The organism is Nocardiopsis sp. FIRDI 009, from assembly GCF_003386285.1.
In the GTDB taxonomy this organism is placed as follows: Bacteria; Actinomycetota; Actinomycetes; order Streptosporangiales; family Streptosporangiaceae; genus Nocardiopsis.
This window is the reverse complement of the sequence record NZ_QPNC01000024.1, coordinates 135,805-150,422: the sequence shown is the minus strand read 5'-3', so window position 1 is coordinate 150,422 and position 14,618 is coordinate 135,805. Positions and strand designations below refer to the sequence as shown.

13 protein-coding genes are annotated in these 14,618 nt (G+C 71.8%); 9 read left to right on the top strand and 4 right to left on the bottom strand.

Translation table 11 applies throughout. The annotated features are described in order from the left end of the window. Positions 1-95 precede the first annotated feature (95 nt). Positions 96-515, bottom strand: a complete 420-nt coding sequence (locus DVR05_RS20805; RefSeq protein ID WP_116247573.1) for an arsenate reductase ArsC — start codon at positions 513-515, stop codon at positions 96-98. A gap of 93 nt (positions 516-608) precedes the next feature. Here DVR05_RS20805 and DVR05_RS20800 point away from each other — a divergent pair, with 93 nt between their 5' ends. The 3 genes from DVR05_RS20800 (at position 609) to DVR05_RS20790 (ending at position 3,192) form a co-directional block, all read left to right on the top strand. Continuing rightward, a complete protein-coding gene (locus DVR05_RS20800; RefSeq protein WP_116247572.1) occupies positions 609-923 on the top strand; it encodes a metalloregulator ArsR/SmtB family transcription factor in 315 nt (104 codons plus the stop codon). Continuing rightward, positions 920-1,996: an ACR3 family arsenite efflux transporter gene (gene arsB / locus DVR05_RS20795; protein ID WP_116247640.1), complete on the top strand. Its 1,077-nt coding sequence runs from the start codon at positions 920-922 to the stop codon at positions 1,994-1,996. Before DVR05_RS20800 ends, arsB begins: the two co-directional genes overlap by 4 nt. 122 nt (positions 1,997-2,118) lie before the next feature. Further along, complete coding sequence (locus DVR05_RS20790) at positions 2,119-3,192, top strand: ArsO family NAD(P)H-dependent flavin-containing monooxygenase (RefSeq protein ID WP_116247571.1); 1,074 nt, start codon at positions 2,119-2,121, stop codon at positions 3,190-3,192. Here the strand turns inward: DVR05_RS20790 and DVR05_RS20785 are convergent. Beyond that, the gene (locus DVR05_RS20785) at positions 3,180-4,412 is read right to left on the bottom strand and encodes an MFS transporter (RefSeq protein WP_116247639.1); all 1,233 of its coding nucleotides are present in this window, start codon (positions 4,410-4,412) and stop codon (positions 3,180-3,182) included. The genes DVR05_RS20790 and DVR05_RS20785 overlap by 13 nt on opposite strands. Before the next feature lie 5 nt (positions 4,413-4,417). Further along, positions 4,418-5,779: an NAD(P)-binding domain-containing protein gene (locus DVR05_RS20780; RefSeq protein WP_116247570.1), complete on the bottom strand. Its 1,362-nt coding sequence runs from the start codon at positions 5,777-5,779 to the stop codon at positions 4,418-4,420. A gap of 78 nt (positions 5,780-5,857) precedes the next feature. On the opposite strand from DVR05_RS20780, the gene DVR05_RS20775 reads away from it, so the two are divergent. Beyond that, the gene (locus DVR05_RS20775) at positions 5,858-6,757 is read left to right on the top strand and encodes a metalloregulator ArsR/SmtB family transcription factor (protein WP_116247569.1); all 900 of its coding nucleotides are present in this window, start codon (positions 5,858-5,860) and stop codon (positions 6,755-6,757) included. A gap of 79 nt (positions 6,758-6,836) precedes the next feature. Here DVR05_RS20775 and DVR05_RS20770 read toward each other — a convergent pair whose 3' ends face one another. Then, entirely contained in the window at positions 6,837-7,400 is a 564-nt protein-coding gene (locus DVR05_RS20770) for a hypothetical protein (RefSeq protein WP_116247638.1), read from the bottom strand. Between the two features lie 1,322 nt (positions 7,401-8,722). Here DVR05_RS20770 and DVR05_RS20765 point away from each other — a divergent pair. From DVR05_RS20765 to DVR05_RS20745, 5 genes are read left to right on the top strand one after another with little or no spacing between them, the layout of a single operon-like run. Next, the gene (locus DVR05_RS20765; RefSeq protein ID WP_116247568.1) at positions 8,723-9,496 is read left to right on the top strand and encodes an SDR family oxidoreductase; all 774 of its coding nucleotides are present in this window, start codon (positions 8,723-8,725) and stop codon (positions 9,494-9,496) included. A 55-nt stretch (positions 9,497-9,551) separates the two neighbouring features. Further along, positions 9,552-10,871, top strand: coding sequence for a 3-phosphoshikimate 1-carboxyvinyltransferase (aroA, locus tag DVR05_RS20760; protein ID WP_198659263.1), 1,320 nt, complete (start codon positions 9,552-9,554; stop codon positions 10,869-10,871). Beyond that, positions 10,868-12,469, top strand: a complete 1,602-nt coding sequence (gene gpmI, locus DVR05_RS20755; RefSeq protein WP_116247566.1) for a 2,3-bisphosphoglycerate-independent phosphoglycerate mutase — start codon at positions 10,868-10,870, stop codon at positions 12,467-12,469. The genes aroA and gpmI overlap by 4 nt, the downstream gene beginning before the upstream one ends. Then, entirely contained in the window at positions 12,466-13,608 is a 1,143-nt protein-coding gene (gene aepY / locus DVR05_RS20750) for a phosphonopyruvate decarboxylase (RefSeq protein WP_116247565.1), read from the top strand. The genes gpmI and aepY overlap by 4 nt, the downstream gene beginning before the upstream one ends. Before the next feature lie 56 nt (positions 13,609-13,664). After that, positions 13,665-14,573, top strand: a complete 909-nt coding sequence (locus tag DVR05_RS20745) for a phosphate/phosphite/phosphonate ABC transporter substrate-binding protein (RefSeq protein ID WP_116247564.1) — start codon at positions 13,665-13,667, stop codon at positions 14,571-14,573. Positions 14,574-14,618: the final 45 nt, after the last annotated feature.

Here is a 14,618-nt window from a genome sequence, read left to right as displayed (position 1 = left end):
GCCCCGGTGTCCCCGAACCGATATCGGATCACGATATCCACACTCGGGGCGCCCACCCCGTCAGAGGAGGGGGCGGGTCCGCTCACGCCGTGCCGTCAGCCCTCCCGCCGGGCGCTGATCTCGGTGATCAACCGCTCGACGCGCGTCCTGATCTCGTCGCGGATGGGGCGGACGGCCTCGACGCCCTGTCCGGCGGGGTCGGGCAGGGACCAGTCGAGGTAGCGCTTGCCGGGGAAGATCGGGCAGGTGTCCCCACAGCCCATCGTGACGCACACGTCGGAGGCTTCGACGGCCTCGGCGGTGAGGATCTTCGGGCGCTGGTCGGTGATGTCGATGCCGACCTCGGCCATCGCCTCCACCACGGCGGGGTTGAGTTCGTCGACCGGAGCCGATCCGGCCGAGCGGACCTCGATCCGGTCTCCGGCCAGGTGGCTGAGCCAGGCGGCGGCCATCTGGGAGCGGCCCGCGTTGTGCACGCACACGAACAGGACGGACGGTGTGTCGAGGTGGGTCATGACGTGGGCCTTCTCGTCGGGGCGGGAACAGGGTGGACCGGTACGGGGTCCCGTTCAACGCATCAGCGTTCGATGATGGGATAATATCAGCCCATGCTGATGTCAGTTGAAGGTGATCTGATGAAGGCGCTGGCGGATCCGCTGCGGATGCGGATCGTGGCCCTTCTCGCCCGCGAGACCCTGTGCACCACCCACCTGGTCGCCGAGACCGGCGCCAGGCAGACCAACCTGTCCAACCACCTGCGGATCCTGCGCGAGGCCGGGGTGGTCGGGACCGAGCCGTGCGGACGCTACACCTACTACCGGCTCCGCCCCGAGGCCCTGGAGGGGCTGGCCGGAGCCCTGGGCGAACTCGCCGCCGCCGCCCGCGCCACGGCCGCCGCCGACCGGAAGCGGGCGTGCACGTGACCCGCACCGCCCCCCGACCCCCCGACGCGCCGGTCGTCGCCCGCCTGTCCACCCTCGACCGGTTCCTCGCGGTCTGGATCCTGCTCGCCGTGGCCGTCGGCCTGGGCCTGGGCCGCCTGGTGCCCGGCCTGGACACCGCGCTGGCCGCCCTGGAGGTGGGCGGGATCTCCCTGCCCATCGCCCTGGGGCTGCTCGTGATGATGTACCCGGTGCTGGCCAAGGTCCGCTACGACCGCCTGGACACCGTCACCGGCGACCGCCGCCTGCTCGTCTCCTCGCTGGTGGTCAACTGGGCGCTCGGTCCCGCGGTGATGTTCGCGCTGGCCTGGATCTTCCTGGCCGACCTGCCCGAGTACCGCACCGGCCTGATCATCGTCGGCCTGGCCCGCTGCATCGCCATGGTCGTCATCTGGAACGACCTGGCCTGCGGCGACCGCGAGGCCGCCGCCGTGCTGGTGGCCCTCAACTCCCTCTTCCAGGTGCTCGCCTTCGGCGCCCTGGGCTGGTTCTACCTCGACCTGCTCCCCGGCTGGCTGGGCCTGGACACCTCGGGTCTGGACGTCCCGGCCTGGCTGATCGCCCTCAACGTGGTGATCTTCCTCGGGGTGCCGCTGGCCGCGGGCTTCCTCACCCGGCGGCTGGGGGAGCGGCGGATGGGCCGGGAACGGTACGAGAGCGTGTTCCTGCCCCGGATCGGTCCCTGGGCGCTGTACGGGCTGCTGTTCACGATCGTGCTGCTGTTCGCCCTGCAGGGCGGCGCCATCACCGGCCGACCGCTGGACGTGGCCCGCATCGCGATCCCGTTGCTGGCCTACTTCGTCCTCATGTGGTTCGGCGCCTTCGCCCTGGGCAAGGCGCTCGGGATGGGCTACGACCGCACCGCCACGCTCGCCTTCACCGCGGCGGGCAACAACTTCGAACTGGCGATCGCCGTGGCCATCGCCACCTTCGGCGTCACCTCGGGCCAGGCGCTGGCCGGGGTCGTGGGACCGCTGATCGAGGTGCCGGTCCTGGTGGCCCTGGTGTACGTGTCACTGGCCTGGCGCGGAGGGTTCACCGCCCGACGCGGGTAGCGCCCCGCCGGGCGGGACCCACCGCGGAGCGGGTACACACGGGTCCTGCCCCTGGCCACGTCCCATCACCGTCAACGAGGTGTCGGGCCGCGGAGCACCCGACACGCACGGAGAGGCCGAGGATGCGCACGGAGGAACACACGGTCGACGTCGCGGTCGTGGGCGGCGGACAGGCCGGACTCGCGGCGGGGTACTTCCTGCGCCGGGCGAAGATCGACCACGTCATCCTGGACGGCGGTGCCGCGCCGGGCGGGTCGTGGACCGGGTACTGGCGCTCGCTGCGGCTGTTCTCACCCGCCGGGCACAGCATGCTTCCGGGCTGGTGGATGCCGGCCGAGGACGGCCACGAGTACCCGAGCGCGGCACACGTGGCCTGGTACCTGGCCGAGTACGAGCGCCGCTACGCGCTTCCGGTGCGCCGTCCCGTCCACGTGAGAGGCGTGGAGCGGACGGACCGGGCCCTGCGCGTGGTCACCGAGCGGGGCGTGTGGCGGGCCCGGTACGTCATCAGCGCCACCGGCACCTGGGGCAGCCCCCACATCCCGAGCGTCCCGGGACGCTCGGAGTTCCGGCACAGACAACTGCACACCGTCGACTACCGGGCCCCGGAGGAGTTCACCGGGCAGCGGGTCGTCGTGGTCGGCGGCGGCAACTCCGCCGCACAGATCCTCGCCGAACTCTCCCGGGTCGCCGAGACCACCTGGACCACAGCGCGCCCGCCCCGTTTCCTCCCCGACGACGTGGACGGACGCGCCCTGTTCGACATCGCCACCAGGCGCCAGCGGGCCGAACGGAACGGCGACCGGACCGTGCGGGGACTCGGCGACCTGGGTGACATCGTGATGGTGCCGTCCGTCAGGGAGGCCCGCGACCGCGGGGCGCTCAAGGCCGAGCCGATGTTCGACCGGCTCAGCCGCACCGGCGTGGTGTGGGCGGACGGCACCGAACTGGCGTGCGACGCCGTCGTGTGGTGCACGGGTTTCCGGCCGGTTCTGGGGCACCTGGCGCCGCTGGAGCCGTTCGACGCCGACGGCCGGATTCCCGTGGACGGAAATCGCAGTCTCCGGGAGCCGCGGCTGTTCCTGCTGGGCTACGGCGACTGGACCGGGGCGGCCTCGGCCACGCTCGTCGGAGCCGGGCGCACGGCCAAGGCGACGGTCGCCGGGATCGCCGAGGCCCTGGCTCACGAACGGTAGCTCTCCCGGGCGCGTGCGGACCCGGGTCGGCTGAACAGCGCCGCCACGGCACCTGTCGCCGCCAGGGCGCTCATCGCCCCGAACGCCGCCGGGTACCCGCCCAGTGATCCGGCCAGGGCCACACCGATCCAGGGGGCCAGGGCGGAAGCCAACATCAGCGGGACGTGCATCACCCCGCTGACCGAGGCGTAGACCGCCGTGCCCCACCGGTCGGCCACCGCCGTGGCCTGGAGCAGGGTGAGCACACCGCGTGCCGTTCCCGCCAGGACCGCGACCGCCACGACCAGGCCCCAGGGGCCGGGCACCAGCGCCAGGAGCAGGGACGCGGTCGCGCACGCGCCCAGGACGAGCGCCGTTCGGGGGACGGGGGAGGTCCTCCGTTCCAGGTGCGGGTAGACCAGTCGCCCCGCCACCTGGCCGAGTCCGCCCAGGCCCAGCGCCCAGGCCGCGGTCGTGGTGTCGAAACCACGGGACTCCAGGAGGGGGACGAGGTTGACCACACCGGCGTGCACGGTCAGCGCCCCCGCCGTCAGGGCCGTGGCCAGCGTCCAGAAGGCGCGGCTGCGGACCACCGCCCCCGTCGTCGGCCCCGGTCCGCCGGGGCTCTCGTCCGTGTCGATCCCCGCCCAGTCGCGGGGGAGGGCGAAGGCGTGGAGCGGCACGACCACCACGGCGACGACTCCGGTCAGCGCCAGGTAGGCGCCCCGCCACCCCCACGCCTGCTCCAAGGCCGCGGTCACGGGCGCGAAGACGGTGCTCGCCAATCCGGCGACGAGTGTCAACGCGGTCAGCGCCCGTACGCGTGCGCCGCCGTACCAACGGGTGAGAGCGGCGAAGGCGGGCGGGTAGTACAGTCCGGACATGGCGGTTCCGGCCACGATCCAGGCCAGGGCGAAGAGGCCCGTGCTCGGGGCCAGGGCGATGCCCGCCAGGGCCGGGACGGCGACCACGGACGCCGCGGTCATCACCGGTCGGGGGCCGTGTGCCTGCAACAGCCTTCCCACGAGGACTCCGGTCAGCCCCGCCGTGACCTGGGCCGCGGAGAACAGGGCGGTGACCTGGCCGGAGGGCCAGCCGGTGTCGGCGGTGATCGCCGTGACCAGGACCGGGAAGGCGTAGAACAGCACCCCGTAGCTCGTGGTGACGGTGACGCACAGGACCGCCAGCCCCCGGCGCGCTCCGACCACGGGTACGGAGGCGCCGGAGGCACCGACGCGCACGGGTCTCACGGGGTCCGGGCCGGTGCGGTGAGCTCGACCTCCTGGGGGGCGCCCACCGAGCAGCAGCCGTTGCCGGCCTCGGCCGCCGCCTCGGCCTCGGAGGCGTCGGACAGGCCGGAGCCGCTGCAGACCCCGGTCTCGGGCAGGACCAGCTCCACCCGTTCGGCCGCCGCGTGGTCCCCGGCGACGCGCGCGGCGATACTGCGCACCTGCTCGTATCCGGTCAGGGCCAGGAACGTGGGAGCGCGACCGTAGGACTTCATCCCCGCCAGGTAGAAGTCCTTCTCGGGGTGGGACAGCTCCTTGGCTCCGTGGGGGTAGACCGTGCCGCAGGAGTGCACGTTGGGGTCGATGAGCGGGGCCAGTTCCACCGGGGCCTGGAGCGTCGGGTCCACCTCCAGCCGGATCTCGGAGAGGATCGACAGGTCCGGGCGGAACCCGGTCAGCGCCACCACCGCGTCCACCGGCTCCAGCGACCGGTCGTCCTCGTCCACCAGCACCGGACGCCCGCGCTCCACACGGACCTCGGCGGTCCGGAAGCCGGTGACGACCCGGATGTGCCCGGCCTCGACCGCCGCCCTGGCCCGGAGCCCCAGGGCCCCGCGCTCGGCGAGCTGGTCGGCCTCCCCTCCTCCGAAGGCGTCACCGACCTCGCCCCGACGCAGCACCCACACCGCCCTGGTCCCGGGCGCCTCCTCGGCGAGCGCGGCGAGGGCGACCAGGGTGGTCAGGGCTGAGTGGCCCCGTCCCACCACCGCCGTGGTACGGCCGGCGTGCCGGTCCCGCACCCGCGGATCCGCCAGATCGGGGATCCGGTAGGAGATGAGGTCCTCGGCGGTCTCCTCGCCCAGGGCGGGCAGCCCGTCGGCGCCCAGCGGGTTCGGCGACCCCCACGTCCCGGAGGCGTCCACCACCGCACGCGCCAGGACGCGCTCCTCGCCTCGTCCGGTGCGCACCCGTACCGTGAAGGGCTGCCGTTCCCGCTCCGCGTCGACCACGCGATCCCTGCCCAGGCGGCTAACCCCCGTCACCTCGGCGCCGAACCGCACCCGGTCGCCCAGGACATCGGCCAGCGGAGCCAGGTAGGTCTCGACCCACTCTCGCCCCGTCGGGTAGACGTCGTCGGCCGGACGCCGCCAACCGGCGTCGGTGAGCAGCTTCTCCGCCGCCGGGGCCACCAGGTCGCGCCAGGAGGAGAACAGGCGCACGTGCCCCCACTCCGAGACCGCGGCCCCGGCCCGTCCTCCCCTCTCCAACACCAGCACCGGGAGGTCCCGCTCGACCAGCTCGGCCGCCGCCGCCAGCCCGGAGGGCCCCGCGCCGATCACCACCACCGGAAGCTCTACGGTCATGACACACCCTTCCATCGATGAGCATCTATGCAATGCGACTCTATCGATGCGTGTCGATGGACGCAAGCATCGATATGCGTCGATAATGGAGGTATGAGTATGTTGCCCGCGCAACGCGATGATCACGTGCTGTCACCCGCCGACGCCGAGACCTACGCCGCCTGGTTCGCCTGCCTGGCCGAACCCATGCGCGTCCGCCTGCTGCACGCCATCGCCACCGCCTCGGGGCCGATCAGCGTCGGAGAACTCGCCGAGTCGGTGGACATCCGCCAGCCCACGGTCTCCCACCACCTGCGCAAGCTCGCCGACGTGGGCTTCGTGACCCTGACCAAGGCGGGCACCACGACCCGGGTGGCGGTCAACCCGACCTGCTGCACGGGCCTGCCCCACGCCGCCGACGCCGTCATGGGCGTGCTCAACACCCGCCCCTGCTGCCCCACCGACCTGCCCCCGGGCGTCACCACGCGCGCCATGACCGACGCGGACCTGGACACGGTGCGGGAGATCTACGCCCAGGGCGTCGCCACCGACCACGCCACCTTCGAAACCGAGGTCCCGGGGGCCGAGGGGTTGGAGAACACGTGGCTCTCCGGGCATCGTTGGGTCGCCGAGGCCGACGGGCGCGTGGTCGGTTGGGCCGCCGCCGCGCCCGTCTCCTCGCGCGAGGTCTACGCCGGGGTGGCCGAGACCTCGGTCTACGTGGCCGAGGACGCCCGCGGCCGGGGGGTGGGCAAGGCACTGCTGCACCGCCAGGTCACCGAGGCCGACGCCGCCGGGCTCTGGACCCTGCAGACGTCGATCTTCCCCGAGAACCGCGCGGGCCTCGCCCTGCACCACCAGGCGGGTTTCCGCACCGTCGGCGTACGGGAGCGCATCGCCCGCCACCGCGGCGCATGGCGCGACACCGTTCTGCTCGAACGCCGCCGCCGGGCCGACGGCGGGGTGGCCGGCGACGCGCCCCGCACCGACGGCCCCGGCTGTTCGGACTGCTGAACGCCGCCGACGCGTGCTCTCGGTCCGGGCCAGCGGCGACGTCGGCTCCCGGCCCGGCGGGAACTCCGTTCGGGACGCTCTAGGTGAGCGCCGCGATCACCGCCCGCTCGTCACCCCACCGGGCGCGGAGTCGGCGCCGCCCCTCGGGCTCGTGATCCAGGACGTACGGGAGCAGCACCCGTCCGCCCTGGGCCGTTCCGGCGCCATCCCCGCCGGTCCCGGGCTCGGTGGAGACCAGGACCTGCTGCGCCCTCCGCTCCACCAGACGGCCGTCCTCCCAGACCTCCAGCTCCGCCTGCTCCTGCTCACCGGCCAGGGCCCGCCGGTAACACGCGACGGCCACCTCGTCCTTGGTCCCGTCGTAGACCCAGCGCGTTCCCAGAGTGGAATGCTCCATGGTGCCGACGAGATGGTCGTCGTGACCGGGCAGTGGCGCGCCCCGGTAGGTCAACGGCAGGTGGATGAGGCGGTCCCCGCGCCGAAGCAGGAACGACTCCACCCCGACCTCCCCTTCCGGATCGTCGAATCTGTACTTCCCGAGCACCTGGTCAGGGCCTCGCCCCGCCCACGGACGCCCGTCCAGCCAGGCTCCGATCAGGATCTCTTTACTCGGCGTGATAGTGGCCTTGTGAATGATCGCCATGTGACCAGTGTCCAACACCGGACTTCGGGAAGGGATATCGACCCCTACCCGATTCCGGGCATCCCACGCGGGACGTGGTCGCGCCGCGGACCCCGGCACCCGGAAATCCCGTGGTGGGCTCGTGTGTGATTGCCATGCAGCCGCTGTCCGCGCACGAAACCAACGCGCCACCCCTCGGACCACCGACAAACCGGAGCCGGCACGGCAATCCAGAGAAAGCGCACGCATTGTCGCACAACCGGGGATCGTGAATCCAGGTGTGCGCCCCGTCGTGGAACGCGATTCTCGCACCCGAGCCGCCCACCCTCCCCGGGGTGCACCCGGGCCCCGGGCGAACGGCGCCGAAGCCCTCCGATCCGCGCGGGACGTTCGTTCACGGCAGCGACGCGTAAGAGATCGGATGAACCGATCAAACACAGCGATCCACATGTACTACCCAGAGTGATAAATACAGCTCCTTGGCCTCCTCATGAACCTGGAAGACCGACCGCCGAGAAGATGACTCAGCAGTGACTGAGGAATTTCCTCAGTCGGACAGCGGCCGACCCACTGGTTCGCGACTTCGCGGACCCGACGACCGCGGCTCCGCGCTCAACGATGACCGCATAACTCCACAAACAACCACCAAAGCGGCATTTCACATCCCCGCCACTTCTTCATCACCGCCCCCGGGCACAGGCCAACCGGAACCCTGACCCCAGCCCGAACGATCGGCTCATTGACAGCCACCCCCGCGATTCATACCTTCTTCGTCGCACCTCCTCCGCAGCCAGAATTCACGGTCCGGAGATCCGTTGACAGCCACCCCCGCGACCGGGTCAAATAACGGCGAAGAAAAGCAGCGAAGGAATAAAGGAATAAATGACGATCACTCCCGGGAAATCAGGTTCCCGACGCCGAGAAACAGACCATGACCCACTCGACCCCGAGAATCTGACGGTCTGCGCGGAGAATGCCCTGGATCTGTCCCACGTCCTCTCACCGGCGGCCTCCGCGTCGGCGCCGACCCTGGGGAACGGTCTGCGAGGCTCCCTCCACACGGCACCGCACGACCTCGCACGCACGCCGCACACGCCGACCCGCCTGCTCGGCGTACACAATCCCACTGAGACCCCCGCGAGTTTCACCGTCGCCGACTGTTTTCCCGACGTGTCCACGGGCACGGCCCATCTGGTATTCATCGCCGGATCAGTCGAGACCTCGGGGCGAGGCCGAACGGACCTCCGTCTCCTTCTGCGGCCGGGGGCCCACGTCTGGCTGGCCCAGACCGAGGCGCCGCTTCCCTCCCGCACGCCGTCCGGTCCGGAAGGGGCCGCGGAGCGATGACCCCCTCCTCGAAGGACACTCAGCGGACCGCGCTCATCACCGGCGCCGGAAGCGGGATCGGCGCGGCCACCGCCCACCGATTGGCCGTCGAGGGCTACCACGTCGTCCTGACCGGCCGGCGGGTGAGCGCCCTGGAGCAGGTCGCCAAGCGCATCACGTCGGGCGGGATGACGGCCGACGTCCGGCCCATGGACGTCACCGATCCGTCGGCCGTCGCGACCGTCGTCGACGACCTGGCCCGCTGCGACGTCCTCGTCAACAACGCCGGCGGCGCCATCGGGACCGAGACGGTCGCCGACGCCGACCCCGCCGACTGGCGCACCATGTTCGAGACGAACGTCATGGGAGCGCTCACCACCACGCGGGCCCTGCTCCCCCTGCTCACCGCGAGCGGCGACGGAACCGTGGTCATCATCTCCTCCACCGCCGCCTTCACCGTCTACGAGGGCGGCGGAGGGTACAGCGCCGCCAAGCACGCCGAACACGCCCTGGCCGGAACCCTGCGCCTGGAGCTGTGCGGCCAGCCCGTGCGCGTCGTCGAGATCGCCCCGGGCATGGTGCGCACCGAGGAGTTCTCCCTCAACCGCTACCGCGGAGACGCCGACCGCGCCGCGGCCGTCTACGCGGGGGTCGACCAGCCCCTCGTGGCCGAGGACATCGCCGACACCGTCGCCTGGACGGTCACCCGACCCTCCCACGTGAACGTCGACTTCCTCGTCGTACGCCCCCGCGCCCAGGCCGCCCAGCACAAGGTCCACCGGCGGGGCTGACCGCCTCCCGCCGGTCCCACCCCCACGTCCCCTCTGCACAAGGATGGACACAGCTGTGACACGACCGACCCGCAATCCGATCATGGACCTCCCCGAGGTCGGCATCACCCCCGTCAGGAAGGACGTCGACGCCACGGTCGCCGTCGTCGGCTCGAAGAGCTACACCAACCGGTTCCTGGCGATCGCGGGACTGGCCTCCGAGCCGACCGTCCTGCGCCACGCGCTGCACTCGCAGGACACCCTGCTCCTGGCCGAGGCCCTACGTGCCTTCGGACACGTGGACGTCGAGGCCGACGCCGGCGACGAGACCTTCGCCGTGATCCCCAACGGGCGCCCCATGCGCGCACCCGACACCGACATCGACATGGGGAACGCGGGTACACCGATCCGCTTCCTGATCACCCTGGCGGCCCTCGCGGAGGGGCGAACGGTCCTGACCGGCAACAAACGCATGCGCGAGCGTCCCATGGGACACCTCCTGGACACGCTCCGCGCGCTCGGCGTCGAGGCCCGGAGCGTCGAGGGCAACGGTTCACCGCCGATCGAGGTCGTCGGCGGCGCCCTGCGCGGCGGCTCCGCCCGTGTCGACGGGACCGTGAGCAGCCAGTTCACGAGCAGCCTGCTCATCGGCTCCGCCGGAACGGAGCTGGGTCTCGAACTCGCCGTGGACGGGGACCCCGTGTCCAAGCCCTATGTCGATATGACGATCGCCGCGATGACCACCGCCGGGGTCCCCCTCCGGCGGTCGGGATACGAGCGCTACACCGTACCGGGTGCCGCGCGCTACTGCGGAGGCGACATCACGGTGGAGCCCGACGCCTCCGGCATGTCCTACTTCCTCGCGGCGGCCGCGATCACCGGCGGGAGGGTCACCATCCCCGGAATCGACGCGGACTCCGCCCAGGGGGACGTCGGCCTGGTCACCGCCTTCGCCGACATGGGGTGCTCCACCGACTTCGGACCCACCGGCACCACGCTCACGGGCGGACCGCTCAACGGAATCGACATCGACATGTCGAACATGCCCGACGTCGCCCCCACCCTGGCCGTCGTCGCCGCCTACGCCCGTGGCGCGACCCGCATCACCGGAATCGGCAACCTGCGCGTCAAGGAGTGCGACCGGATCGACGCGGTCAGCACCGAACTCCGGAAGATGGGCGTCTCCGTCGACACCACCGAGGACACGATGACGGTCCACGGCGGAAGGGAGCCCCGAGGGGCGGTGATCGACACCTACGACGACCACCGGATCGCCATGGCCTTCGCCGTGGCCGGCCTGCGCACCCCCGGTGTCGTCATCCGCGATCCCGCGTGCGTCACCAAGTCCTTCCCCGACTTCTGGGATCGCTTCGAGTCCCTGCGAGGTGACCGGTGACCGCCCTCGCCCCGGGCGTACTGCTCATCCTCGACGGGTGGGGCCACGCGAGCCCCGGCCCGGCGAACGCCCTCACCGCCGCGCACACCCCCGTTCTCGACGACCTCACCCGAGGACACGGCGGGCGACTGCTCGACGCCTCCGGAGCCGCCGTCGGCCTGCCGGAGGGAACCGTGGGCAACTCGGAGACCGGCCACCTCGTCATGGGGGCGGGCCGAGCAGTGGAGTACGACAGTCTGCGCGTCGGACGGGAGGCGCGCACGGGAGGTCTGCGCTCCCATCCCCTGCTGTGCGACGTGTGCGGAGAACTCGCGTCGAACGGGGGCACCCTCCACCTGGTGGGGCTGTGCTCGGACGGACGGATCCACTCCGACATCGACCATCTTCCCGAGATCCTTCAGGCCGCCTGGAACAGCGGGCTCCACCGGGTACGGATCTGGGCGATCACCGACGGCCGGGACGTGGCCGACGGCACGGCCGCGCACTACCTGTCGCGGTTGGAGGCCATGACCGGTGACCGGGGGGTCGGCGCGATCTCCGGGGTGATCGGCCGCGACTACGCGATGGACAAGAGCGGACGGGACCACCTGACCGCCGCGACCGTGCGCCTCCTCCTGGACGGGGAAGCGACGCACACCGCCGCCACCGCCGAGACCGCCGTCCCCCTGAGGAGCGGTGACGGCGCGATCCCACCCACGGCCGTGACCGGCGTCTCGGGGCGTCCGGCACGCGTCGAGGACGGCGACTGCGTCCTGTTCACCAACTTCCGTAGCGACCGGACGGCCCCGCTCGCGGACATGGTCGCGGACACGCTCGCCGAGAGCGGTCGCGAACGGGTTCGTCTGCTCAGCCTCGCCCAGTACGACACGCGTGCCGCGATTCCCGCGCTGGTCCCCCGGGCGGACGCCTCGGGCGGCCTCGGTGACGTGCTGGAAGACGCCGGCGCGCGGTCGTTGCGCGTCGCCGAGCCGGAGAAGTTCGAGCACGTCACCTTCTTCCTCAACGGCCGCGACGCCCGTCCCCGGACGGGGGAGGAGCATCACAGGGTCACCGGAGCCCCCGACGAGCCGGTCCACGAGCACCCGGAGATGAACGCCGCGGGTGTGGCCGGCACCGTCGCCGAGGCGTGTGCCCGCGAGGACGTCGACCTCGTCGTGGCCAACCTCGCCAACATCGACGTGGTCGGACACACCGGGCACTTCGACGCGACACGGCGTGCGGCCGAGGCCGTCGACACGGCGGTGGCACACATCCGTGCCGCCGCGCGGACCGCGGGCCGGTGGCTGCTGATCGTCGGCGACCACGGCAACGCCGAGCAGATGCTGCGACCCGCCGGGGACACGGAGGGGAAGGCCGTCCCCTACGGGGGGCACACGTGCAACCCCGTCCACTGCGTCCTGGTCCCGGCGGGCCCACGTCGGGACGCCGTCCTGTCGACCACGGCCCCCGCCGCGATCACCTCCGTCGCCCCGACCGTCCTGCGCCTGCTCGGGCTTCCCGTCCCCTCGCCGATGACCGCTCCCTCGCTACTGCGAGAGTCCGGCCCCGCCCAGACGGTCCCGGGCCTGACCGGAGCCGCCCAGGAAGGACACCGATGATCTCCGCCGAATTCTTCTGCGCCGAACTGGAGCGACGCGGCTTCGGTTTCGCCAGCGGAGTCCCCTGCTCCTACTTCGGAGGACCGATCTCCCTGCTGAGCCGGGCCCCGGGACGTTATGTCGCCGCGGCCAACGAGGGGGGAGCGCTCGCCACGGCCGCCGGAGCCGCGCTGGCCGGTGAACGCGCCTACGTCATGTTGCAGAACTCCGGGCTCGGCAACCTCGTCAACCCCCTGACGTCGCTGGTCATGACCTACAGGATCCCGGTGCTCACCTTCGTGAGCCTGCGTGGCTGGCCCGACCCGGCCGGCGACGAACCCCAGCACGCCGTCATGGGACCGACCACCGCTCCCTACCTGGATCTCCTCGGTCTGCCGCACTGGACGCTGCGCGCGGACGCCGACGAGACGCGTTTCCGGGAGGTCCTGGACGGCGCGACGACCGCGCTCGACGAGGGGCACGCGCCGTTCGTCCTCGTGGAGAAGCACACGGTCGGCGCCGCGGAACCGGCCCCCGAGGCGGCGCGCGGGGACGCGGACACCGGCCGGATGGACAGCGCCGACGCCATCCGCCTGATCACCAAGCTCATCGGGGCCGCGCCGGTGATCGCGACCACCGGCTACACCGGACGCGAACTGTTCGGGGCCGAGGACCGGCCGGCCAACTTCTACATGCAGGGCTCCATGGGGCACGCGTCCTCGATCGCCCTGGGTGTCGCACTCAGGCGACCCGACCGCCCGGTCATCGCCCTCGACGGCGACGGCGCGGCGCTCATGCACCTGGGCGCGCTGTCGGCGATCGGCGCCCAGGCCCCGACCAACCTCGTCCATGTCGTGCTGGACAACGGCATCCACGAGTCGACCGGCGGCCAGGGCACGACATCGGACACGACCCGCCTGGAACAGGTGGCCTCGGCGGCCGGATACCCCGACGCCAGACGGTGCGCCACCCCTGAGCAGCTCCAGGCGGGTGTCGCGTCCGCGCTGTCCTCACCGGGACCGCACATGCTCGTCGTACCGACCCGTCCGCGCCGCGGCCCCATGCCTCCGCGCGCGACCGGCGCCCACCCCCCCGAGGCCATGCGGGACCGCTTCGCCGCGGCGGTGCGCGGGCCCTTCTCGGGGGCCGCGGACGACTGACACGACCCGCCCGGCGGACCAGCCACTCCACTCCCTCCACTCGAAAGGACCACAGCATGCCCGGAAAGTCCCCCCGTCGGACGGTCGCGCTCTGCGCGGTGTCCGCCGCCCTCACCCTGACGGCCGCCTGCGGCGGCGCCTCGAACGCCGACAGCGCCTCCGACCCCGACACGCTCGTCATGGGCCTGATCCCGAACGAGAACGCCGCCTCCCTGAACGCCTCCTACCAGCCGCTCAAGGACCTGATCGCCGAGGCCTCCGGCAAGGAGGTGGAACTGGAGGTCATGACGAACTACGCCGCGCTCATCGAGGCCCAGCGCGCGGGCACCGTGCACATCGCCATGTACGGCCCGTTCAGCTACGTCCTGGCGAAGGACTCGGGGGTCGACATCTCCCCGATCGCGGCCGAACTCTACGAGAAGGGCGGCGACCCCAGCTACCACTCCTACATGGTCGCCCGAGCCGACAGCGGGTTGACCGAACTCTCCGACCTGCGCGGCAGGACGGTCTGCTTCGTCGACCCCAACTCCACCTCCGGCCGTCTCTACCCGCTGTCCGGACTGATGCAGGCGGGACTGAACGAGGGCGACTACACCGAGCGGTTCGCCGGCGGGCACGACGCCTCACTCCTGGCGGTCCGGGACGGGGACTGCGACGCGGGGGCCGTCCGCGATCTGCTGTACGAGGAGGTCCTCCCGGAGCAGGAGGGCATCGACCACGACGACTACACCGTGCTCTGGAAGTCCGACCCGGTGGTCAACTCCCCGCTCGCCATCCTCAACTCCCTGGATCCCGAGCTGCGGGAGTCGATCAGCGAAGCGGTTCTGGAGCGGGGGAACGCCGACGCCCTCGGGGTCGACGACATCGCCGGCTACTGGGGGTTCACGGAGGCCGACGACGCGTTCTACGACCCCATCCGTGAGCTCTGCGAGATCACCGAGGCCGAGGCCTGCGAGGCGGGTTAGCGCGCACGCGCACCGGCGACTCCCCATCCCCCGACGAACGATGCG